This window comes from Legionella bononiensis, assembly GCF_016786215.1.
In the GTDB taxonomy this organism is placed as follows: Bacteria; Pseudomonadota; Gammaproteobacteria; order Legionellales; family Legionellaceae; genus Legionella; species Legionella bononiensis.
On record NZ_JADOBG010000022.1, the window covers coordinates 508,990 to 530,587 of the forward strand.

The window sequence follows — 21,598 nt, forward strand, 5'->3', positions numbered from 1 at the left end:
TTGTAAGCAACACAATATTCTAATGAAGTGAGATGGGCAGAACAATAAGATACGCCCTGAACAATAAAGATGTTTTTAGCTATCATTTGCAGTCACTGCAGCCATAAGATATTCTGAAACTATTGAAGTGAAAACCAATATAAAATTAGAGAACTGATGACTGATACTCAATCCTCAAAAGGAAAAATAATTTTAATATTGATTAGCATCGTCGTGCTCCTTCTCTTTTTAATTAATTTCATATTGACCTATCTTGCCAATCTTTTTATATCCAATACCATCGTTCCTCAAATTAATAATCAAAAGGATGCTGTTACTTTTTATGCACATGTTCGTTTGTTCCCGTCCATAAAATTAAGTATTGATAATTTTGAATACAAACAAGACAATAAATCCATTATCAAAATAGATGAGGTATCCGTTAAAATTGCTTTTTGGCAATTATTTAGTAAAAAACTGCATATAACAAAACTGTCCATCAATGATGGCGTTATTAATCTTTATAATATTCCGCAGATAAAATGGAAAGAACATACAAAAACTGCCGAACCAAAAGAAAAGAAACCGGAACACCGCGAAGAAATTAAAACAGTTCGGGATACCACGAGTCAGAAATCGTCTTTTTTTTCACTGGATAAAATTGAATTAACAAACCTGCAAATCAATTATTCGCCCTCGCAATCGAGTCAACCAATTTATTTAAAAAGCATTCAATACGATAATACTCTAACAAATAACTCAGAGCATGTTGTTACTTTATCAGGTAGCTGGTGGAATGAACCCATCAATGCAACAGTTACGATCAAGCTCAATTCAAACTACCCCATGCTAATGGCACACATCAACTTTGCTGGAAATGAACTCTTTTTAACGAGCAATACCCTAGCAAACGGCTTCCAACTGCAAACCCATATAGCAATAAAAAACCCAGAGATTCTTGCACAATTAATATCAATAGCAAAGATGCGTTTACCTACCCAGATGAATGCCACTCTCAAGGCAGAACAGCATCAATTAAGCATCGCGCCAATCCAGATTGTTTTCCCCAGCGCAACGCTACTAGCCACTATCACTCTCGCAGGGGAATCACCCATTATCATCCAATTGACCCTCCCCAATGCGTTGTTAACAGACCTTTCGGGTAACATAATTTATGAAGAATGTCCGCTGCCGCAAATCATGAGTATGTTACTCAAAGGAATAAATACCGAAGTGACTATTACTACACCACAAGCCGCCAATATAAATACAGAACAATCCCATATCAAAATAGATGGTCCTGGCATTCAATTTGAGGGGAATAACATACCCAGCGCACTGAAAAAAAACTTGCAAACCTGTTTTGATTATAAATTGCCCGATGAATCCAAAGTGACGAATACTCTATTCGGAAACTCCAAATGACCCCATGGTTCCTCAGGCGCGACATTGAGTCTTCACAAACACGAATCAGTTTTAGTTCCATTTGGATAATGAGATCATTAAATGCTCCGAAAGTATTCGGCATTTTTCACATTGATCTTAAAAATGACTAAAGGTAAGATACTCGCCCGCAACACCAAAAGAGATCACTATGTTTTCAAAAAATACAAAAAATGGGGTTACCCCACAAGACTTACAAAAAGCCATACAGAATTTATCTGCACAACAGGAGTTGATAGCACGCCAATTAAAAGATGGCTCTATATCGCAAACTCAGGCACTGGCAGATACACAACGATTATCGCGCCTGCAGAGTTCATATAGGAATAACGTAGAAACCCTACTGGATGAACAAAACACTACTTATTCACCAAAATAAGCTGACCTTCTGACCGCCAGCAATTTGGTACGAACCTGATTGCCAGCGGAACTTTGATACGCTTCGCGGTTTCAGCTCCATCACCCACCTGTTATCACAATAAATACTTCTTTTTTAATAAATTTTATCTCGTAACCAAATCTGGACATATATGAATATTTCGAGTAAATTCCCCCGAAATTTTTAAAACAAAAAATACTATCATTGGAGAATGTATTTGAAAAAAGGATTTTTACTTTTATTACTCTGTGTTACGAGTCAGGTTTTTGGTTTTCAAAATACAAATAACGCTACAATTCACTCTACTCAATCGTCTAACTCTACTTTTGTTTTTTTAGATTTGTTACTGTGGCAAATACGAGAAGTAAGTGATGATAATTGGGCTCAAATTCTTAAGCCAGCAGATGTTAATGAACGCATTCAATTTTTAGATGTTCCATTCAAATGGGATCCTGGATTTAGAATAGGAATAGGCTATAACAACACTTCTGAGAATCCCTGGAATATTCAGCTTTATTACACCGGATATAAGACCAAAGGTGTGAATCAGGCAAGCATCAATTCAGGTGAAATTCACTCAGCCTTCGCGGGTAATTTTTATGCGAACAATGCTGCAGGCGATGGCATATCAGGACCCTATTATCATCAAGCAGGAATACAATGGAATGTAGTGTATGATACCCTTGATCTGGAGCTTGGACGAACGATTAAAATTAACAGTATTCTAAATCTTCGTCCATTTGTCGGGCTTAAAGCTGCTGTTATCAATCAGAACGTTAATACAACCTGGCAAGAACCCTACGAACCAACCACAAACGCAAATCCAAACCCTACACGAATAACAACGTTCTCTTCAGCAACTGAAAATATGACCAATAATTTTAAAGGATTTGGACCATCATTCGGCTTGGATACCACTTGGCATTTATTTGAGCCGGCTAATCATCAATTGAATCTGATTGGTAATTTTTCAGGCGCATTTTTAGGCGGACATTGGGCATTAGCAGACGTCTACTACGATAATACTCCGGTAACTATCACGGTCATTAATGACAGCCTGACAACGGCAGCGCCAATGGCAAAAGGATATTTAGGTATGGAATGGATAAGCGCAATAAAAAATACCCATTTGAACATCCGTCTAGGCTATGAAGGGCAAGTTTGGTTCAATCAGTTGAGATATTACACTTTCGATATGGGGAAGACGAATGATTCTCTATTTCTACAAGGTGGTGTTTTAGATTTTTTATTCACTTTTGATTAAGATTCATAATGAAAAAACAACAAATTAGTACATGCGCTTTTTTGAGTTGCTTAAGCTTCTTAAGCGCGGCTTCAGGTGAAATAACTGTTTTTGAAGATCTTCTTTATTGGCATGCGTCTCAAGAATCAACATCAACCTGGGCATACGTTCAAACCATTCAAATCCCTGAGCCTCCACCACCTCGCCCATCAAACACCTATACTGAACCCAATGTCTATTTTAATTGGAGTCCAGGGGTTAGAACGGGAATTCAATACGAACAACCCGCATTATTTGATACTAAATTGTATTGGACTTACTTTTCTAACAAAGCACGAGAAGCAATAACCGCCAATCCTAACGAAATTATTCTGCCTGAGTTTTTTAATGGATTTACAGTGCAAAACGTGTTTAATGCCGCTCAATTAAACTGGAGAATAATCCTTAATATGGTCGATGCTGAAATAGGCCATAAATTTAACCCTCTTGATACGCTCATTATACGCCCATTTATAGGAATTAAAGGTGGAACCATTAACCAATCAATAAATTCCTCATGGCAAGAAAACTTATTCAATACCACTTTATATTCCGCTACAGAACATTTAAAAAATAATTTTTGGGGAGTTGGACCAAGCTTTGGAATAGACAGTGTATGGCACCTTTATAAAAACATTAATATCCGTAGTGATTTTGCAACTGCCCTTTTGTGGGGACATTGGAATATAAAAGATGTTTATCATCAACCAGAAGCTCTATTAGGCTTTGTTCCAGAAAAAACAGTCACTTCGAATATGAATAATTCAATGATGGGATCATTTATGACCCGAGGTTTTTTGGGGCTGGAATGGTCCTTCCAGGCAAAAGCCCAGGTAACAATTAAAGCGGGATATGAAATGCAATTTTGGAGTAACCAATTAAGGATACCCATTTTCCAAGCAGTTCCTATACATGGTGATTTGACATTACAAGGTGCCACATGCGGTATTTCAATCAATTTATAATTATTTCAGGGTTATTTTTTTCCTCAATTGCCTATTCCATTGATTTTTATGCTGATGCTTTGTATTGGCAAGCATCAGAAACGGTAGATTGGGCTTTGACCAATAATTTAAGGTTACCGAATCAAATTATCGCCTATAAAACTATAGATTTTGATTTTGCGCCAGGATTTAGAGTAGGTGCAGGCTTACAAAAAGAAGATTGGAATATCAGAGCATTTTATACACGATACTATGTACAGGCTAAAGCAACTACTCAGGACAATGTAATCTCGGCGTTTATGCCGAGCAAATTTGTCGAGACGTTTTATCAAACAGCGCAAGTCGACTTTACTATTGACTACAATATATTTGATCTTGATCTCTATAAAAGCATTCCAGTTGGTGAATCCTTAATTCTGAATCCTCTAATCGGACTCAAAGGAGGCGCGATCAATCAACATGTAAATACCGGCTATCAGGGATTAGTCTCAGTTTTAGAGCAGGTAACCAATAATTTCACAGGCATTGGGCCAAAAATCGGCCTGGAAAGTCAATGGTCGTTTTATAAGAAAAATAATATGCAGTACAGCCTGATTGCTCATGTTGCTACTTCCTACATGTGGGGCAAATGGTCTATCTACGATACGCTCACCCGAAATGATTCAGCGCAAATTGGCTCGGTTATAGTTGGAAAGCGAGACCTGGGCGCTTTAGCACTCCAAGGGCTTGTTGGTATCAATGTTGATTATAAAAATTTCTCCATGAACATTGGTTATGAAATTTCCGATTGGTTCAATCAATTTCAAGTTTTTGATAACGCCACGGGAACTCATACTAATGATTTAGTTTTACAAGGCGCAACCCTGGCTTTTAAATACCGTTGTTAAGATTGCATTTAGAGGCATGATTTAGGTCTTTTCATATTCTCAATTAATCTTGTTTCTATCCTGGAGGGTCCCCATTAAATATGGCCCCTCTTGATATGCTGTATCATTGAAATGGTCAATTTTCTTGACCATATCCTCTTTAACTGGTCTGATTATATCAATCAAAATATTGCAATTATTATGCAAATGAACTGCATAAGGAATATTCATGAAATTAATTCATCTTTTCATTATTCTTCTTCAATTACCGCAGGTAGTGTTTGGTTTTCAACTGGAAGAAGCGAGCATTACAGAGGTGCAAAATGCAATAAGGGAACATCAGTTAACTTGCGAGCAATTAGTTACCGCCTACATTGAGCGAATTAAAAAATTTGATCTATCCGTTACTGATGCTCCTCCCATTAATGCTCTAACCGAAATTAATCGATCTGCTTTGGATGACGCACGACAAAAAGATAATCTTTTTGAAAAAACGAATACATTATCTGGACCATTGCACTGCATCCCTATTATTTTAAAAGATAATATTGATTCATTTGATACCACAACAACTGCCGGCTCTTATGCTTTACTAGGCAATCAACCTTCAAAAGACGCTTTTTTAAGCCAAAAATTACGAGACGCAGGCGCCATCATTCTGGGAAAAGGTGGGATGGATGAATTTGCCTGGGGCATGATGGGCATTAGTAGTCGAAATGGCAGAATAGGAAATGCTTATAATCCTAATAAAAATCCAGGAGGTTCAAGTGGAGGTCCTGCTGCCGCAGTAAGTGCGAATTTTGCAATGGCAGGAATTGGATCAGATAATAGCGGTTCAGTACGTATTCCTGCTGTATTTAATGGGTTAATAGGATTGCGACCAAGTACCGGTTTAATTAGTCAATCAGGCTTGTTTCCTATGGGAAAAATTGATGGTGTTGCGGGACCAATGACCAGAACAGTTTCAGATTTAGCAATTCTATTGGATGTTATTGCCAAACCAGATCCTGACGATAAGAAAACCAAAAATACAATTCAACCCCAAAGTTATACTGCTTATTTGAATAAAAATGGATTACACAATAAGCGTATAGGTATTGTGCGACAGGTGGGTACTGTTGATACATTTAAGGATATGCCCGAACCCATTCACAAGATGATGCAAAAAGCATACACCGAGATGCAAAATCTTGGTGCACGATTTATTGAAATTCAGTTAATTGGATTTGATACAAATCGCGAATACAATCAAGCCGGTGAAATTCAAGATATTAATCAGTACTTAAACAGCTATCCGGCAACCAGAACAAATTTCCGTGATATTTGCGAATCAAACCGCACTCGTAATTTTGGTACACTTAATGAGTGCTTGAGGTTCATGAAAAAAATGGAGAAGCAAACAGTACATGAAATCAAAATTGCCAAGAGTATTGCTTCAAAAAACAATGAATATGTTAACCGTATGATGCAAGAAAAGCAGTTGGATGCCCTGCTCATACCCATTTCAACACAAGGAATTGCAACTTATGATGGCAATACTATAAATACTTGGCGTGCCCCAGTTTCATCAAACTCAGGGATACCTTCTATCGCATTTATTATTGGATATTTCCAAAACATGCCAGTAGGAGTTGAGCTGATTGGTAAACAATTTACCGAATCTGCATTAATTGAAATGGCTTATGCTTACGAGCAACATATGCCCAAACGACAAGTACCTAAAATGCCCAAAGAAAATAAACAAGTCGAGAACATGTCTATAGCTCAATTTAATAATGTGATCAACCAATTGGGTAAAGAAGCGTATGAACACGTACTAAAACAGTATGGTAATGACGAGAACAAATTAACGGCAAAGGTTTTTCAAAAACTCACTCAAAAGGTATTGAATAAAGAGTGATGTTTTAAATAATTGTTGGAAAGAGGATCGAACTCGCTACCAGGGTATTTAAGCAGTTCCTGCAAGGGCACCAGAGACCATGAAAGACCACGTCCATTCCGTTTTCTCGTCTCTTTACTTAATATCCTAAGTAAGTCATTCATGGCCGTTAATTACCTGCACATGGTGCCGATTATGGTGCTTCTAATCCAATCCGCTTAGACCTAATTACTGCACTTCGTAATCAGCTAGTTCTGAATTTTATGACAAGACACCGGTGCCTCTATTATTTCATAGCACCGCTGTCATTTAATAAAACATTACTCTTAGATCTTCAGAGAATTTGATCCCTTTTGTTTTTTGAAGGTAACAATGAGATTAGAATTTTTGGACTTTAAATCCATTGAATTGGGGTCATAACCACTTGGCAATTTAAAAGACTGTGTGTAGTTACGTTGAGAATAACTATAGCTTTTGTTGCCATGTTCACTATGTGATGTTTTCTGTATAAGGAGAGTATTAACAATCATTAAACCGTCTTTAACAGAAACATCGATTTTACTATCACTGCCTTCGGGTTGTGTGATCGTGTAAGTGAGTTCGTTGTTGTGCTCCTCCATTTTAATATCTTGTGAAGGATTTAGAGTGCTTTTTGAGTTCATAAAACCCATTGGGTTGTTATTCATTTGTTTGAATTGCTGCTGCATTAGACGGTCCATAGCCTGTTGCATGGTCTTGATTTGATTCAATACGTCATCATCGGATTGAAAAAATGGATCGTTATCAAATAAAGATGCGCTTTGATACATACCTTTGGGTATCGGATTTGCAACAGCTGCTTTTTCCACGAACATCATGGCACTAAGGATGAGCGCCCACGATAAAAATAGAATGTGTTCTTTTTTCATAACATCCTCCTTCTCTATCAATCGATATCTAACTGAAACATTTTAGAAACAGGGGCTATGACTACAGACCCTGTCTCGATAAATTAATACAATTTATGAATTCTTTACACGGCTTGAGTCATTACATCACTTTTATAATGTCGCAAATAATCCAACTGATTTCTGTTGAAGAACTGTTTCTTTTTGTGATGCTTTTCTAATAATTGCTCGAGTGCTAAAAAGCCATTACGAATAGCAATAAATAAATTGGAATCTTGCTTTTTACTTACCAATTCTTTACCGGGGATGGTTATATCGATGCACACACTATAGAGTTTGTCTTTGTGCGTGTTGTTTTTTTCCAAATCAACGACCACCTTGCATTTATTGATTTTGCTGTAGGCTTTTTTAAGTTTGTTGAACTGTCTATCAACATAGTAATTGATAGCTGGTGTTGATGAAATACCTCGGATTGTTGTTTGAACTGTTGACATAGTTTAAATCCTCTTAATTCTAATTTTTATTAAAAGCAAAAAATACAAACAAAATTAAGCTGTTTTAGTCCTAGTTTCCTAAGTTCATAATAATCACAAAATAAGTTATAACCCTCCTAAAGTTGGTGGTACTGATAAGGTAGGTTCAAAAAATCAATTTTCAAGAGTGTGTTTTTAAAATAACGCGTCACCTAATACTTTTACTACAAGTCGAGATCCACAAAATGGGAGCATTGAAGTAACGACTGGTTTAATTTAACGGTTAACTCAGTAAGAAATTACTGGACTTACAGCTCATGAGCTCGCCCATATTGTTCTATCGTCAATCTCATTAATGCCAAGAAGTTTGCCTATTGATGTGCAACCCATCCGTTGACTTCGAAACGAGTAGCAAGTCTTAGAACCATGCATTAAGAGCCAATCAACATCAATTTTTTTAGGTCTTAGGCTTGAATTTTATTCAAGAACCCTTATCTAAGAAATCAACCAAAAACATATTTTAAGGAGACAGCATGAACACATTAAGAAGAACTATGCCCATGTACCGTGATATGGGTCAATTGTTTGATGATTTTTTTAACCTTCAAAAGCAGGATGATTCATCCTACATTGAAACAAGCACTTGGTCACCGTTGGTGGACATTAAAGAAGAAAAAGACTGCTTTTTAGTCATCGCCGATATCCCTGGGGTGAAAAAAGAAGATATTAGCATTTCTTTAGAGCAACACGTCCTCACTTTAAAAGGCGAACGTCAATTTGAAAAAACAGAGCAGCATCAGAGTTATACTCGAAGAGAGAGGACTCAAGGACAGTTTTATCGTCGCTTTAGCCTGCCTCAAACTGCTGATGATGCCAAAATCACCGCTCGCTATGCTCATGGGGTTCTTGAAATTAGAATTCCTAAAAAAGAAGCAGCGGCTGAGAAAAAAATCGAGATCAGTATTGAAGAATAATAAGGCCTCATCAAGAGGCCTTCCCATTAAAAACTCTTATAAAAATTTAATCAGCTTTTAATCTTTTAAAATTAATAGGCGTGAAAACATTCCATCAACTAAAATGACACATCATTTGGCTTCTGACTTATCAACAATTCAATGCCCATTTGATGATCTTTCAATAAAATTAAACAAATTCATAGAAAGATAAATAATTGTCGTCTGTTCCTCAATCAGGAGTTATGGACCCAGATTAGGTGAGAAGTATCATGACTGAAAATAAAAAAACAATTAATCAATATGAATACTCCAATTTCATAGACTGTGCGCTAGCTATTCATGGTTCGGTTACTCCTAGAGTATGGACAAAGGTCTTGGCCGCATTTATTTATGCGTGTCTCATCTCTTTGCTCAGTATTTTTATTCCCTCCCTCTCTCTTCCTATAAGCCCCTTTGAGTATGCAGGGGTAATTATGGGTTTAATTTTAGTTTTTCGTGTTAATGCTGGGTATGATCGTTGGTGGGAAGCAAGAAAACTTTGGGGCACAGTGGTTAATTGCAGTAGAAACTTGGCAATCATCGTCATAAATTACAGTCGAAAATCCAATCGTGACGAGATAGATAATAGTTTAGGCCTCATTGCAGCGATGCCCTATCTTATGAAAAATCAGCTTAGGGGAGTCACTACGACAGATGAAGTACAACATCTATTGGATAATGAAACTTATATTCAATTGCAGCACTGGCAACATCAACCGAATTTCATCTCATCCAAGCTCGCTGAACAGTTATCGCAGATGCAAGAAGATGACTCGTTAAATCAGTTTTCTTTTTTGAAAGCTGAAGAGATTCGTGAGATGATTCTTGATTGCCAAGGTGCATGCGAACGGATATTAAAAACACCCATGCCTTTTGTCATGGCAATCAAATCGCGCCGCTTTATTCTTTTATTTCTTCTTATACTTCCCGTAGCCCTAGTCAGTTACTCTATATACATTAATCCAATAATTGTGACTTTGGTGGCCTATGCTCTTTTCTCACTAGATCAAATCGGAGTCGAACTACAAAACCCGTTCTCAATTGACAATTTGAGTCATCTGCCCCTGAATGATATTTGCAAAACCATTGAAAATAACGTAATCGAACTTAAAAAGAGCACGATAACTCATGAAACCATTGGATTGGAGTATTGATAAGGGAATTGAGGAGCAGATCCTGAATACGTATCAATAGGGCCAGAGTAAATTGATTTTACATTGATCTCATTAGCCTAACCAAAATCAATTTTTATATTAGAAATTATGGGGGAGTTTACTTTGGCTTGACATTTGAGTAAATGCACACGCAGGTTGAAAAATACATAGTCTATATGTTAAAATATTAAGCATATCTGGCCGTTTTAATTAAAGACTATAATGACTCAAGAATATTTATTAAAAACCATATGCAAAACATTGCCCTCCAAAGATGCTTGTAACGTATCATTCATATACTCTAAAGAGCAAAATGTAATAGACTATTCTGTTCTCTCTCACCAAAAAAAGGAATTATTGGGTGATGGTCAAATTCGAATCAAAGATGGGTATGTTGTCCTGCAAGTAATAGTTAATCAAGAGCCAGATAAATATTGTTATGTAGGAACTGCACTTGTTGAAGCGTTATTAGAGATATTGATAATGGAGCAATTACCTTTACACGTAAAGCTAGTTTCCCTTGAGCCTAGTTCTGGTTTTTTCACAAAGTTGGGGTTTGAGAAAGATTGTTCTGTAGAATATAACACCCCTAAAGGATCTAAATCGCAAAATATGATGATAGCAGGTCAACGACTTGAAGAGCTGCACCAAAACTTGCTCACACCAAACGCTAAAAGTGAATCATTAACAAAACAATTTGCTGACCGAAATAAACTCAGACACCACTCTATATTTGTTGTTCGGCATTATGATAATCCGCCAACATATTTTGCTTCTGACTTTGGTCCAAAATAGTAGATGTTGTTTTTGTTACACACTCAGGTACGCGCTTTGTGCACGTTCAGGGTCTGACCCCATTTGTTGGTACCGCCTGGATAAATACCATGAAAAAAGCTAGAGTTCATTTTAGAAATCCTTATCAAACCAGACACATTATTGAGCCAACAGAAACCCACACAGAAAACTGGCTTTAATTCCCTAATTTAAATGAGTTTGTCATGGTTTTTGCTGGTCTGAAATGGTTTTATTGATTTGAGTTAGGGCGGTGGCTATTTAACTTGTTAATTAAGTTATTGCTATTTAATAATTTTTAGTTTTTACACATTTTTGCTTCATCAAAGTCACCATACAGTGCATCGTGACGATAACCTTCACCTGTTTTTTTTCTATTAGCTCTCGTTCTTTACTTGGGCGAAGTACTCTCACAATAAATGTACTTGCAGGAAATCCAGTTGAACCTAATACAAATATTTCGGCTCCAGCAACCACATATTCTGAATTTGGAAATCTCGAGTGCATCCCGGCATCTTCTTCAATGAGGATCCGATATCCTAGATGAGTTAACAGTGCAACTGCTGGAGGTGTTAATGCAACTCGTTTTTCATTTTCTCAAGTCTCTTTAACTACTAAAATTTGATTAAAATGCATCATATTTATCTCTATGAGATGTCATTAATAAATGCAGGATATACAGCTAACGGTAGGGTATCAGGCCATCTTGCCTCAACAGCTACGAGTACATTCTTCGACATTTCTTTTAAATGAGGGAGGATATTGTTCTTGGTTGCCACATCCACAAAAGATTGAAGACGTGATAAAAAGCGTGGTCTAACGGTATTATCTTCTGCGTTCCACAATGAGCCTTCAGGCACAGGACCTGATGGTCCTATCCTTTCCTGAAGTAGAATGCCTTCAAGATAAGGTAAGGTTTGTTGTAGAACCCAAAAACCACATGCTTTAGTATAAGCATTGTTATATGCCAAATCGTCATGCGCCGCGGGAATAGTGCGTTTTAGTTCCGCCCTGTAAATGATCTCCAAGGATTCAATAACATCAATAGGGATTGCTTTAGCGCACCAACAGGTAGGCATGCTCATGCGCAAATAAGTGCCATCTAACAACGCATTTCGAACATAGTTCCACTCAAAATCAATCAATTGAAGGTCTTTGCCCTCATGGTCAAAAACATTATCAGGACAAATATCACCATGAGTCAAAACAGTAAATGGACTTGGGCCTACCATGGTAGTAATGATATCTACTGCTTCGTCAATTAATGCCTGTGTAACAGGTAAATTTAATTGCTTATTTGCTGACTCAAGTTTTGATAACAAGTCCTTTAAGATAAAATCAAGTTCCTCCTGCACTGTTTCTGCATTTACATGGATTCTGTGTAAAATCTTTTCATAAAGTTCTGTATGGCCAAACGTAGTTGCATGAAAACTACCTAATGCTTTCATAAACCGGGTTAATGCAGCAATGGCTTTCTTTTGATTTGGAGCAGTTAAAGAATCAACAAGGCTAACGTGCTGTTGGCCTAAATCTTCAATAAGAATAAAACGATGTTGTTTGCTTGCACCATAAAATTTAGGGACATTATGAGTTGGTTGAGGAATGTTACTGAGAAATTCAAGACCTGCCCAGTCACGAGCAAATCGAGCATAAGCTTCTTTGTCATCTGCATCGGTTTGCTCTGGCAAAGATTGTTTTAAGATAATACTGTCTGGAACTCCATTTTTTGGACTTTCAAGTGTTATTCTTAAAACACTATTTCTTCGTTCAGGTTCACTTAAAAAATCAATTGACTCAATATTTGGTTCTGTCGCAAATCGTGTTAGCAGTAAATTTTTAACTTCTCGTAAAACTTCAGGATTAATAAGTTGTTTAACCATAACTAAATAATTGGAGTCTTCACTAAATAAAGTGTTGATAAACCCAGATTTTTCATAACACCTTATCGCGTTAACATTAAGTATGTGAGGGTCGACAACTGCAGCAGAAAAACCAGTAAGAAAATCCTTGATAAATTGATTAATTATCCTACCTCCAAAGCTTTTCCCACGCATATTTTTTTCGGCTATAAATAAATCAATCCCCACTAATTCTGCTTGTTTGTATTGCTTAAAGAGTAAGTTATGCTGTCCATGAATCCCTTCAGGAAAACCATGTTCCAACGGGTAGTATTGAATGAAGCCAATAGGAATTTCATCCTTATAAATAATAAAGCTTGGTACATTTACCTGGCCTAAAATTCTTGGCTCATATTTTTCTCTAATTGCTTCTAAAGACCAATGTTGTCCTCTTGCGTACCATTGGTTAACACACGGCTCTTGAAACCACTGATAGATAAGAGATAAATCATGTTGATTGAGCGTTTTAAATTTGAACATAATTAATTGGTTCCAGCTCATGGGTAGATTTATTCTAACATCGCCTACAAAGAATCAGGCTCTTTCAAAGAGTTTTCTTTTCAGAAGTAGGTCTACACCCCACCCTTTTCACATCTTCTGCAGCAAGCAGATTGGGTAGCGATTCAACCTGCTAAAAATAGTTAAGATCAATGAATGATATCGGGAAGGTGTCATCCGAAAAATGTTCCATCCCAACCCAAGTTCTTTTCTAAGTCCAGGTTAGTCGTTTGCGGGTTAGTAAAAAAGAAATTTCTATTTAATTTTAAGGGACTATAAAAAAATGGGTTTTGATGTCCAGATTCTTTTATTTCTAAATCAGAAGTAATAATCAGTTCCTGTCCATTTTCGAACATACCAGGCTCAAAATATGATTCTAAGAGGAGAGAAGATGTATTAATTGATTTTTCTTTGATTTCAATCTCGGTAATAGATGCTGATCCCTCAAACGAATCATGATTGGTATAAAATGGTTGTTCTTTAACGGGTGAATAAATGTTCTCATTAAATGAATCTGATATATGAACCTCTTGATTAAAAGCTAGTTGAAATTCAATATCGATATTTGTATTTGTATTTGTATTTGTATTTGTATTTGTATTTGTTATCAGACTTTGGTTATTACTAGTACCAAAATCAATGTTGCTAACAAAATCCTCTCCATTTGATGCGATATGATTCACTTGACAGTCGACCATTGAATTTGCAAATATTTCAGGACCATAATATTGAAGTTTTCTTAAAGCACTTATGTATAATTGATTGTTAAATAGTTTCACTTCATAAGTTGGATTATTTATCAATTTAGTAATCGTATGAATTCCAAATTCATTTAAGATTGTTGCCGGGAGGTTTTTTAAATCAAATGCTAATGATTCGCAAACGCTAAAACTTGATGCATTCGTTAAAGGTAGTTGAGTAATAAGATCCCAATTAATGACTGCTGCTTTGTGTTTTTTCATATTGTTTATAGGTTGAGAGATTGAATTTTTTCTCTTCTTGGTTTCTAACTCAAGCTCTTTCTTGTTAACCTCAGCTAGTTCGGGATTGATTTTTTTCATTTCATTAAAAATAATTTTATTAGATGATGCACGTGAAACAGATTTATTAAGGTCTTCTGAAGAAATAGTTTTCATAACAGGCTGCTGTAAAGATCCGAAATTGACAGCTAAACCACAGAACCATGCTTTAGTTCCTGGCGATTGGTTTGCCCATATATCTTTTGCTATATAAGAATTATTTTTCAATGCTGAAAAGAAGTTATTTTGAAAATCAACAAACGTGATGCATAAGTTTGGTTGCTCTCCAGAGCCAAAATTTATACTGTTTCCACACAACCATTGCTTAATAAGAGGTGTGTTTCTCCATATAAGAGATGCGATAGCACTGTGTTTCTCTAAAATGAAAGAAAAGTTATTAATTAATTCTGCAAGTTCAGGCTCACGAATGATGATTTGATTTGTCACATGGCATTCATAATGGACAGATTGACCTTGATACCATGCTTGTAAGGCAGGATTTTGGTTCCAAATTTCATTGGCTATTTTGGTAGACCCGTTGTTACATGCCTCCTTAAAAGTCAACAGAACAACCTCTGTTAAAATATGATGATTTGTTGCTTGGCCACCCACATTAACTGGATGACTTTGATATAATTTTTGTAAAGCAGGATTTCTTTTTAACATTTGATGGGCTATGTAATTATTATTATGCTTTATTGCCGAAAAGAAATTATTGCTAGCTGATTCAGGGGAGATGGTATATATGTCATCTCCGAAATAGATAGGCAAGCCACTATACCAGTCTCTAAGACTGGCTATGTTATCCCACATATACTTAACGAGGTATGTGCTTTGTTGTTTTATACTCGATTCAAAATTAGCTACAATTTCATCGTGTGAAGGAAAAATAGTCTGTTGTGTATCGTCAAACGTTATTATGCCACCTTGGTACCAGGTTTGTAGCATAGGGTTTGCATTGAACAATGCTTTAGAAATGAATGAAGGTCGAAGATTAGCTAATTTAAAAATGTTGAGCAGTTCATCAAATCTAATACAGCGCATTTCCGGAATGTGATCGTTTTCACTGATATTAACGAATTCGCAACTAAACCATGCACGCAAAAGTGAATGTTCATTCCATAGTTTATTACTCAAGAAAGTTGCATGTCCAGTTATGCTTTGTCGAAAGATGCGAATTGCCTCATTAAGTGAAATTGTAAATATTTTATCTGCATTATTATCACGTATATTCACAGGCTGACCAGTTAGCCACATTTGTATTGAAGCGTTCTTTTCTATTATTATTTTTAATGAGGCATTATTTTGATTTATTAAAGCAAGATTGAAATTATTTAAAAGTTCTTGGAATGAAATTATTTTAGTTGTCACATTTTTTTTAGGTTTAATTGATATTTCTTCACCGCTCAACCATGATTTTAGCGACGAATTCGCCTCGAGAATTTCATTTATAATAAAATGGCATCTGCTGTTTTGTGCTGCTTTATAGAAAGATTTTGCTTCTTGCAATGTAATCTTGTATTTCTTTGATTGTTCTTTGCTATTTGTGCTTGTACAGATTTCTTCACCATTAAACCATTTTTTAATGAGAGAGTGATTCATCCACAGTTCTTTAATTAAGAAAGCGCATTTACTTTTTATAACTAAATACATAAAATCCAGCAGTTTTTCAAAACGAATGCTGTCAGATTTTTTGTTAGTCCCGTCAGACAAATCATCAACTTCTGGACAGTACCAACTACGTAACGCGGAATTTCCCTGCCAGACAGCTTTTATGATAAAGGGGTTGCCAATCAAGATATGTTCTTCGAAAAAATTAATCGCTTTTTTTAAAGATTGAGTTTTTTTAACTTCTGTTCCATTTTCAATAAGAGTAATTTCTTTACCAGCTAACCAATCACGTAAAATAGGATTAATTTCCCATAATTTTTCTACAAAAAAATGTATTTGATTAGAAATGCCAGAATTAAATGAGTCAATAATTTGATTGAATGAAATCCTTTTGTGTTCCGTTTCACTAAAAGGTACCAATTTATTTCCATACCATTCTGCGAGAGATGGATTTGCATCCCATAGAGCTTTAGCAATAAAAGATGATTGATAAAAAACATGTTCAAAAAAGTGAAGCAGTTCAGTAAAGGAAATAGTTTTAGTTATAACCTCCCCATTGAAATCAATGCCTAAATTAGTTTCCTTAGTACTAAACCATGAATATAAAGTCGGATTTTTTTCCCAAAGTATCTTAATAATATAAGTACTGCGACTCGCTAAAGTGGATTTAAAATTTGTAATTTGATCATCAAATGAAAGAGAGGACAGACTAGGAGTTGATTCATCACCAAAATTTATGGTTTCACCGCAAAACCAGGATTGCAAAAAAGTGTTCTTCTCCCATACTGCTTTAATAATTTCTGTTCGCTGGGTCGTTAAAATAGATTTAAATCTTTGAATTAGTGTATCGGCGGATAATTTTATTTCTTCTGGGGTTCCATTCATATCTATCGAATGGTCACCAAAATATTCCTGTATATACAGATTATTATTCCACATTTCCATAACGGCTTTAATTTTACGTTCATTCAGGAGTAATTTGAATTGAGTAATCAGCTCATGGCGCTCATCTAAAAAGTCATCCTCACTAATAACCTGATACTCTTGACCTGTATCTTCAAAAATTTCATGGGGACCATTATTATTAAGTGATTTATTGATGACTACTGATTTATCTTGCATACAAGCCTCGATTGTTTAAATAAATGATTTTTTCGTACAATGAGCCTATTGCAAAATTAAAAAAACAGTGATCACATGACTCTCATCATGCCTTTTTTAAAATTTCCCCTTTGCCTCAGTGGCCAACTATACAGCAATAAATCTTTTTTTTCTCCAAAATAACTTTTTTCGAAGCAATGCTAACGCCCTGATTTTTGGAAACAGGTAAGAAATAGAGGTTTGAGGTGACCAGAAACCAAAGATCAATGGGGCCAAACTCTGACCCGATTGATCTCTATTAGTCATAAAAGATCCAGATCAGTTTTTGAAGTCAATTTAATATAGAAAATTCTATTATCTATGTGAACTTTTATATCTTGGGGTTTTAGAACAACAAAAGGGCTTCAAATTACATATCAACATCAGACAAATTACCTACGATTAATCTCACTTGTCCATGTATTCTGTTTAATTTTTGTTCTTCAAATCGAAAATAAGCGATTACTTCTGCTTCAACTAAGAGGCCTTCATTATTAGTACCTCTTGGATAGTATAGTGCAAATACTTCATCACCATCTTCAAGAACATGCTTATAGTCAATTTTATTGATTTGCATATTTTGCTTTTGTTCTTTGACGTGGGAAATATAATCATCATAACTCATTTCAACACCATTGATACATTGAGTGTAATTAGGATGAAAATATTGTTTTATAACCGTACTTACATCGTTCCTAGGGTCGTAGACTGATTCCCAAATGTTTTTAAGTAAATCAATATTAGACATAAATGATTACCTTAATTTGAAAAGAATTTATCTTTGGTTATTCTTAGTGATTTTAAACTATATTGTCAAATCAAGTAGCATTCTTTGATGATGGGTTTGGGAGACAACTAACTTATTACGAAATTAAATTTCTGTTTTATATGATCTAACAGCTCAATTGTGTCATTAATAACCATATTTGGCTTCGAGTTAACAATCCAATTACGATGTTCATCATTTTGAGCATGAGTAGAACCTAAAAAACCGATAACATTCATGTGAGCTTTTTTTGCAGCCATAATTCCAAAAGCATGATCTTCAATAACAAGACATTTTTCAGGGGTTACAGACAACTTATTCGCTGCTTGCAGAAAAACGTAAGGTTCCGGCTTCCTATGTGATTGTTCCTCAACGCCAAAAATTACCTCATCATTAAAATACTTATCCAAACCAGTAATATTTAATGTTCTTTTTATGTATTCAAAGTCACCATTTGATGCGATACATTTTTTTAATTTATTGTTCTCGATAAAATCTAAAATTAGTTGAATGTTATGGACTGGCTTTAGAAGCAATGGATAATTTGCCTCCGTTTCTTTTCCTATTTTAGGAAAATCTATTTCCATATTAGATAAACCAAATTCATCTATAAGAATAGCCTCGAGTGTTGTTCCGTGGCTTACTCCTGATAATAATTTTAAAGACTGTTCAATGCTCATTTCATGACCAAGGCGAGTCATTTCGGCTACAAAAAACTTATGCCATATAATCTCGCTATCGACAAGAACCCCGTCATTATCAAATATAATTAGTTCTATTTCATTATTCACTCAGAACGCCCCTCTTATCAAATAATCTAAGCATTATAGCTGGTAGCAGCTTCTTTAGATAAAATTGAACTTTAATGAATTACAAAATAATAGGATTTTAGGACATCAAAAATCAAAACAAATTTCTATAATAGTTTATAGTAGTGATCGGTTAGATCTACAATTTCTATGCTGATCGAGACACTATCAAGATCCAAATCATTTACAATTTTTTCTAGAAAATTGAGTATTTTTTTTCCAACCATATCTTTAACATCAGCTGTTCTCCCTGGCAGGATTTTTATTGTTACATGGATGAATACATTATTCGCAGTTTCACCAACCAAATACTCCCTATAAGGTAATACTCTACTTTTACAGCTAGAAATTTGAGTGGGAAGAAAATTCGACAATATACTATGCAACTCAAGAAATATTGATTCAAATGACAGTTTTAATTTAATTTCTTCACTACATTCAAAAATAAGATGTGGCATACTGTAAGTCACTATATAAAGTGTATCTATTCTACCAATAAACTAGCAACCTAAAAACAATGTGATTAAATCAAAGTTTGGGTTTTGGGACAAAGTACTCATCTCTACTAAAGTGGTTTTAATTTAAACATAACAGGTTACCTGACTCCTTTTAAAATTGAATTGAAATAAAGAAATGATAAAAACTGAACGACTTATTATTCGACCACCTCAACAAGGTGATGCTAAACCTCTTAACGATGCAATTAACCGATCTCTAACAGAAATTTCTCGATGGATGCCTTGGGCTTCAGATCCCAGCTTAAAACCAACAGAAGATTTTATTGAAAGAGGCATTAAACAATGGAGTAGAAAAGATCAAACGGAGTTTCCGATGATCATTGAACTCAGATCGAATAACCAAATAATTAGTGCCAGCGGATTCAATGAAAAAAGTCAACCTGATGTACCTATGTTCGAAATTGGTTACTGGATAGACAGCCAATATTCAGGAAATGGTTATATAACTGAAGCCGTTAATGCAATAACACAATTTGCATTTGATAAGTTTAAAGCTGTTCGCGTACAAATCTGTACACAATCAGATAATAAAAAAAGTATATCTGTTGCCAAACGATGTGGATTTATTCAAGAAGCCATTTTAAAAAATTATCGCTTAGACTGCTTAAGTAAGAAGGCATGTGATGAGGTCATTTTGGCTTGCTTTTCGAAAGAGCAACTTTCTTTTTTAACACAAATGGTAATTGAGTAGTCCAACTATGAGATTTTGGAATGCTGATCTAGACATTGGGGTCATTATTGAAAGTGCGAAAAGTGATTTACATAAATTATTAATGTATTTTTATCTATAATAACGCAATATTCAGCTTTATCTTAATAAGATATCTATATGACAAAAAAGAAAAAATCATTAAATAAAGATACCGTTCTTCAATCAATAGTTGATGAATTAACTTCCGCTTACCATTGCCATACGATTATTTTATATGGCTCACGTGCTCGAGGAGATTCAACCGCAACCAGTGATTATGATGTTGCAGGGATTACAAAAACAGGCGAAAAACAACGAATCGCTCGTTTTGACGAAACACATCGAGTTTATCATGATATTTTTGTCTTCCCAGAAAGTGCTTTTGATGAGATTTCCGATGAACATTTATGTATGTCGGATGGCGTCGTTGTTATTGAAAATGACTCTTTTGGCACAAAGTTGTTGAAACAACTCGCTGCTGCTATCACATCACCTGAACTTATCAGCCCTGATGAAATCGTAGCACGTAAGGTCTGGTATCAAAAAATGTTAGCAAGGGCATCCACTAGAGATTTAGAAGGTAAATATCGGCACATCTGGTCAATTTTTACAATTCTAGAAGATTATTTTGTTTTTAAACAATTGCGTTATCAGGGACCCAAAAAAGCATTTAAATATTTAGAAGATCACGATCCGGAGACTTTATCATTATTTAATGAGGTTCTATCTAATACTAATGATATTGATATCCTGGAAAAATTGATTAAAAAAATAACTCATTAAATCTCATTGCCAGTTTAGCTCAATATACTGGGTCCATAATTACGGGGTTTTTAGACTTTATTAAATTCGTAGATCAATTATTTTTAAATCTAGAATCTATAATGAAAACCATATAATCCAAGCACCTTGGTTAACCACAAAACAAGATCGTCATCAACTGGATAACTATTGCCGGGTTCAACATATTTATATCTATAAGTTACCCCTTTACCATCTGGGACATAGCCTCGTTTCACATAAATTTTCTGTGCAGCACCATAGCCACCATCACTCCCTGCATAGAGACCAACTCCTATACCCACTTTTTCATTTCTTTCTGAGGCTGCTTTTTCAGCCTGATCAAGAAGCAGATTTCCTATTCCTATATTTCTAAATTGCGGTAGTACATTCAAATCCATAATTTCAGGGATTTCAGATTTGGAGAAAAATTCGTATTTAGATTTCCAACTCAATGTTACATATCCAGCTAAATCATTATCCACATATGCCACCCATACTAGACGAGTATTCTTTGTTTGTTCGCGAAAATAGTTATCAAAAATACTTATGGGTTTGAACCAATTTGCTTTTGAAAAAGCGTCAAAAATTACAGTAATTTCCTCTTTTTTGAATTGTCTAATTTTGATATTCGGTGACATTCATTTAGTCCATTTATTAATTGCTAATCTAACTGATTAAGAGGGCAATGAATCTTAGCAAATATACTTATTAGGAATAACAACCTAAAGATTATTTTTAAATAATGGGGTTTTGGGACACATACTATTGGCACATTGAACTGCAAAAAAATCG

Annotated in this window: 19 protein-coding genes and 1 pseudogene; 11 read left to right on the forward strand and 9 right to left on the reverse strand. The window is 35.2% G+C overall.

Annotated elements, in window-relative coordinates:
• Positions 1-156: 156 nt before the first annotated feature.
• The 6 genes from IZU94_RS15710 (at position 157) to IZU94_RS15735 (ending at position 6,793) form a co-directional block, all read left to right on the forward strand.
• Positions 157-1,404 (forward strand): AsmA family protein, encoded by a 1,248-nt coding sequence (locus IZU94_RS15710; RefSeq protein WP_203112794.1) that lies wholly within the window; start codon positions 157-159, stop codon positions 1,402-1,404.
• 169 nt (positions 1,405-1,573) lie between these two features.
• Positions 1,574-1,801: a hypothetical protein gene (locus IZU94_RS15715; RefSeq protein WP_203112796.1), complete on the forward strand. Its 228-nt coding sequence runs from the start codon at positions 1,574-1,576 to the stop codon at positions 1,799-1,801.
• A gap of 217 nt (positions 1,802-2,018) precedes the next feature.
• Positions 2,019-3,065, forward strand: a complete 1,047-nt coding sequence (locus IZU94_RS15720; RefSeq protein ID WP_203112799.1) for an Lpg1974 family pore-forming outer membrane protein — start codon at positions 2,019-2,021, stop codon at positions 3,063-3,065.
• 8 nt (positions 3,066-3,073) lie between these two features.
• A complete protein-coding gene (locus IZU94_RS15725) occupies positions 3,074-4,048 on the forward strand; it encodes an Lpg1974 family pore-forming outer membrane protein (protein ID WP_203112802.1) in 975 nt (324 codons plus the stop codon).
• The gene (locus tag IZU94_RS15730; protein WP_203112805.1) at positions 4,024-4,914 is read left to right on the forward strand and encodes an Lpg1974 family pore-forming outer membrane protein; all 891 of its coding nucleotides are present in this window, start codon (positions 4,024-4,026) and stop codon (positions 4,912-4,914) included. Before IZU94_RS15725 ends, IZU94_RS15730 begins: the two co-directional genes overlap by 25 nt.
• Positions 4,915-5,122: 208 nt before the next feature.
• Positions 5,123-6,793: an amidase gene (locus IZU94_RS15735; protein ID WP_203112808.1), complete on the forward strand. Its 1,671-nt coding sequence runs from the start codon at positions 5,123-5,125 to the stop codon at positions 6,791-6,793.
• A 305-nt stretch (positions 6,794-7,098) separates the two neighbouring features.
• Here IZU94_RS15735 and IZU94_RS15740 read toward each other — a convergent pair whose 3' ends face one another.
• Positions 7,099-7,680, reverse strand: coding sequence for an Hsp20 family protein (locus tag IZU94_RS15740; RefSeq protein ID WP_203112811.1), 582 nt, complete (start codon positions 7,678-7,680; stop codon positions 7,099-7,101).
• Between the two features lie 104 nt (positions 7,681-7,784).
• Positions 7,785-8,153 carry a ribosome hibernation-promoting factor, HPF/YfiA family gene (gene hpf / locus IZU94_RS15745; protein WP_203112814.1) on the reverse strand — a complete coding sequence of 123 codons (369 nt, stop codon included), beginning with the start codon at positions 8,151-8,153 and terminating at the stop codon, positions 7,785-7,787.
• Positions 8,154-8,665: 512 nt separating this feature from the next.
• Between hpf and IZU94_RS15750 the strand changes: the two genes are divergently transcribed.
• From IZU94_RS15750 to IZU94_RS15760, 3 genes are all read left to right on the forward strand, one after another.
• Positions 8,666-9,106 (forward strand): Hsp20/alpha crystallin family protein, encoded by a 441-nt coding sequence (locus tag IZU94_RS15750; RefSeq protein WP_203112818.1) that lies wholly within the window; start codon positions 8,666-8,668, stop codon positions 9,104-9,106.
• Positions 9,107-9,357: 251 nt separating this feature from the next.
• Positions 9,358-10,281 carry a bestrophin family protein gene (locus IZU94_RS15755; protein ID WP_203112821.1) on the forward strand — a complete coding sequence of 308 codons (924 nt, stop codon included), beginning with the start codon at positions 9,358-9,360 and terminating at the stop codon, positions 10,279-10,281.
• 222 nt (positions 10,282-10,503) lie between these two features.
• The gene (locus tag IZU94_RS15760) at positions 10,504-11,076 is read left to right on the forward strand and encodes a GNAT family N-acetyltransferase (RefSeq protein ID WP_203112824.1); all 573 of its coding nucleotides are present in this window, start codon (positions 10,504-10,506) and stop codon (positions 11,074-11,076) included.
• Positions 11,077-11,361: 285 nt separating this feature from the next.
• Here IZU94_RS15760 and IZU94_RS15765 read toward each other — a convergent pair.
• From IZU94_RS15765 to IZU94_RS15795, 6 genes and pseudogenes are all read right to left on the reverse strand, one after another.
• A pseudogene (locus IZU94_RS15765) lies at positions 11,362-11,655 on the reverse strand (hypothetical protein); the annotation flags it as partial.
• Positions 11,656-11,720: 65 nt separating this feature from the next.
• Positions 11,721-13,451 (reverse strand): GNAT family N-acetyltransferase, encoded by a 1,731-nt coding sequence (locus IZU94_RS15770; RefSeq protein ID WP_238400511.1) that lies wholly within the window; start codon positions 13,449-13,451, stop codon positions 11,721-11,723.
• Between the two features lie 191 nt (positions 13,452-13,642).
• Entirely contained in the window at positions 13,643-17,221 is a 3,579-nt protein-coding gene (locus IZU94_RS15780; protein WP_203112826.1) for a hypothetical protein, read from the reverse strand.
• 388 nt (positions 17,222-17,609) lie between these two features.
• A complete protein-coding gene (locus IZU94_RS15785; protein WP_203112829.1) occupies positions 17,610-17,987 on the reverse strand; it encodes a nuclear transport factor 2 family protein in 378 nt (125 codons plus the stop codon).
• Between the two features lie 107 nt (positions 17,988-18,094).
• Positions 18,095-18,796, reverse strand: coding sequence for an HAD family hydrolase (locus IZU94_RS15790; protein WP_203112832.1), 702 nt, complete (start codon positions 18,794-18,796; stop codon positions 18,095-18,097).
• Between the two features lie 125 nt (positions 18,797-18,921).
• Positions 18,922-19,272: a 5-carboxymethyl-2-hydroxymuconate Delta-isomerase gene (locus IZU94_RS15795; protein ID WP_203112835.1), complete on the reverse strand. Its 351-nt coding sequence runs from the start codon at positions 19,270-19,272 to the stop codon at positions 18,922-18,924.
• Between the two features lie 175 nt (positions 19,273-19,447).
• Here IZU94_RS15795 and IZU94_RS15800 point away from each other — a divergent pair, with 175 nt between their 5' ends.
• Together IZU94_RS15800 and IZU94_RS15805 are read left to right on the forward strand one after the other, a co-directional pair.
• Positions 19,448-20,023, forward strand: coding sequence for a GNAT family N-acetyltransferase (locus tag IZU94_RS15800; protein WP_203112838.1), 576 nt, complete (start codon positions 19,448-19,450; stop codon positions 20,021-20,023).
• 138 nt (positions 20,024-20,161) lie between these two features.
• Positions 20,162-20,806, forward strand: a complete 645-nt coding sequence (locus tag IZU94_RS15805) for a nucleotidyltransferase domain-containing protein (protein WP_203112840.1) — start codon at positions 20,162-20,164, stop codon at positions 20,804-20,806.
• 89 nt (positions 20,807-20,895) lie between these two features.
• Here the strand turns inward: IZU94_RS15805 and IZU94_RS15810 are convergent, their stop codons facing one another.
• A complete protein-coding gene (locus IZU94_RS15810; protein ID WP_203112843.1) occupies positions 20,896-21,444 on the reverse strand; it encodes a GNAT family N-acetyltransferase in 549 nt (182 codons plus the stop codon).
• Between the last annotated feature and the right edge of the window lie 154 nt (positions 21,445-21,598).

Excerpts from the sequence above, each read along its gene's own strand:
- IZU94_RS15730 (WP_203112805.1), top strand. The coding sequence starts at position 4,024 with ATGCGGTATTTCAATCAATTTATAATTATTTCAGGGTTATTTTTTTCC.
- hpf (WP_203112814.1), bottom strand. The coding sequence starts at position 8,153 with ATGTCAACAGTTCAAACAACAATCCGAGGTATTTCATCAACACCAGCT.
- IZU94_RS15710 (WP_203112794.1), top strand. The coding sequence starts at position 157 with ATGACTGATACTCAATCCTCAAAAGGAAAAATAATTTTAATATTGATT.
- IZU94_RS15725 (WP_203112802.1), top strand. The coding sequence starts at position 3,074 with ATGAAAAAACAACAAATTAGTACATGCGCTTTTTTGAGTTGCTTAAGC.
- IZU94_RS15735 (WP_203112808.1), top strand. The coding sequence starts at position 5,123 with ATGAAATTAATTCATCTTTTCATTATTCTTCTTCAATTACCGCAGGTA.
- IZU94_RS15755 (WP_203112821.1), top strand. The coding sequence starts at position 9,358 with ATGACTGAAAATAAAAAAACAATTAATCAATATGAATACTCCAATTTC.
- IZU94_RS15785 (WP_203112829.1), bottom strand. The coding sequence starts at position 17,987 with ATGTCTAATATTGATTTACTTAAAAACATTTGGGAATCAGTCTACGAC.
- IZU94_RS15780 (WP_203112826.1), bottom strand. The coding sequence starts at position 17,221 with ATGCAAGATAAATCAGTAGTCATCAATAAATCACTTAATAATAATGGT.
- IZU94_RS15715 (WP_203112796.1), top strand. The coding sequence starts at position 1,574 with ATGTTTTCAAAAAATACAAAAAATGGGGTTACCCCACAAGACTTACAA.
- IZU94_RS15770 (WP_238400511.1), bottom strand. The coding sequence starts at position 13,451 with ATGTTCAAATTTAAAACGCTCAATCAACATGATTTATCTCTTATCTAT.
- IZU94_RS15750 (WP_203112818.1), top strand. The coding sequence starts at position 8,666 with ATGAACACATTAAGAAGAACTATGCCCATGTACCGTGATATGGGTCAA.
- IZU94_RS15805 (WP_203112840.1), top strand. The coding sequence starts at position 20,162 with ATGACAAAAAAGAAAAAATCATTAAATAAAGATACCGTTCTTCAATCA.
- IZU94_RS15740 (WP_203112811.1), bottom strand. The coding sequence starts at position 7,680 with ATGAAAAAAGAACACATTCTATTTTTATCGTGGGCGCTCATCCTTAGT.
- IZU94_RS15795 (WP_203112835.1), bottom strand. The coding sequence starts at position 19,272 with ATGCCACATCTTATTTTTGAATGTAGTGAAGAAATTAAATTAAAACTG.
- IZU94_RS15760 (WP_203112824.1), top strand. The coding sequence starts at position 10,504 with ATGACTCAAGAATATTTATTAAAAACCATATGCAAAACATTGCCCTCC.
- IZU94_RS15800 (WP_203112838.1), top strand. The coding sequence starts at position 19,448 with ATGATAAAAACTGAACGACTTATTATTCGACCACCTCAACAAGGTGAT.
- IZU94_RS15810 (WP_203112843.1), bottom strand. The coding sequence starts at position 21,444 with ATGTCACCGAATATCAAAATTAGACAATTCAAAAAAGAGGAAATTACT.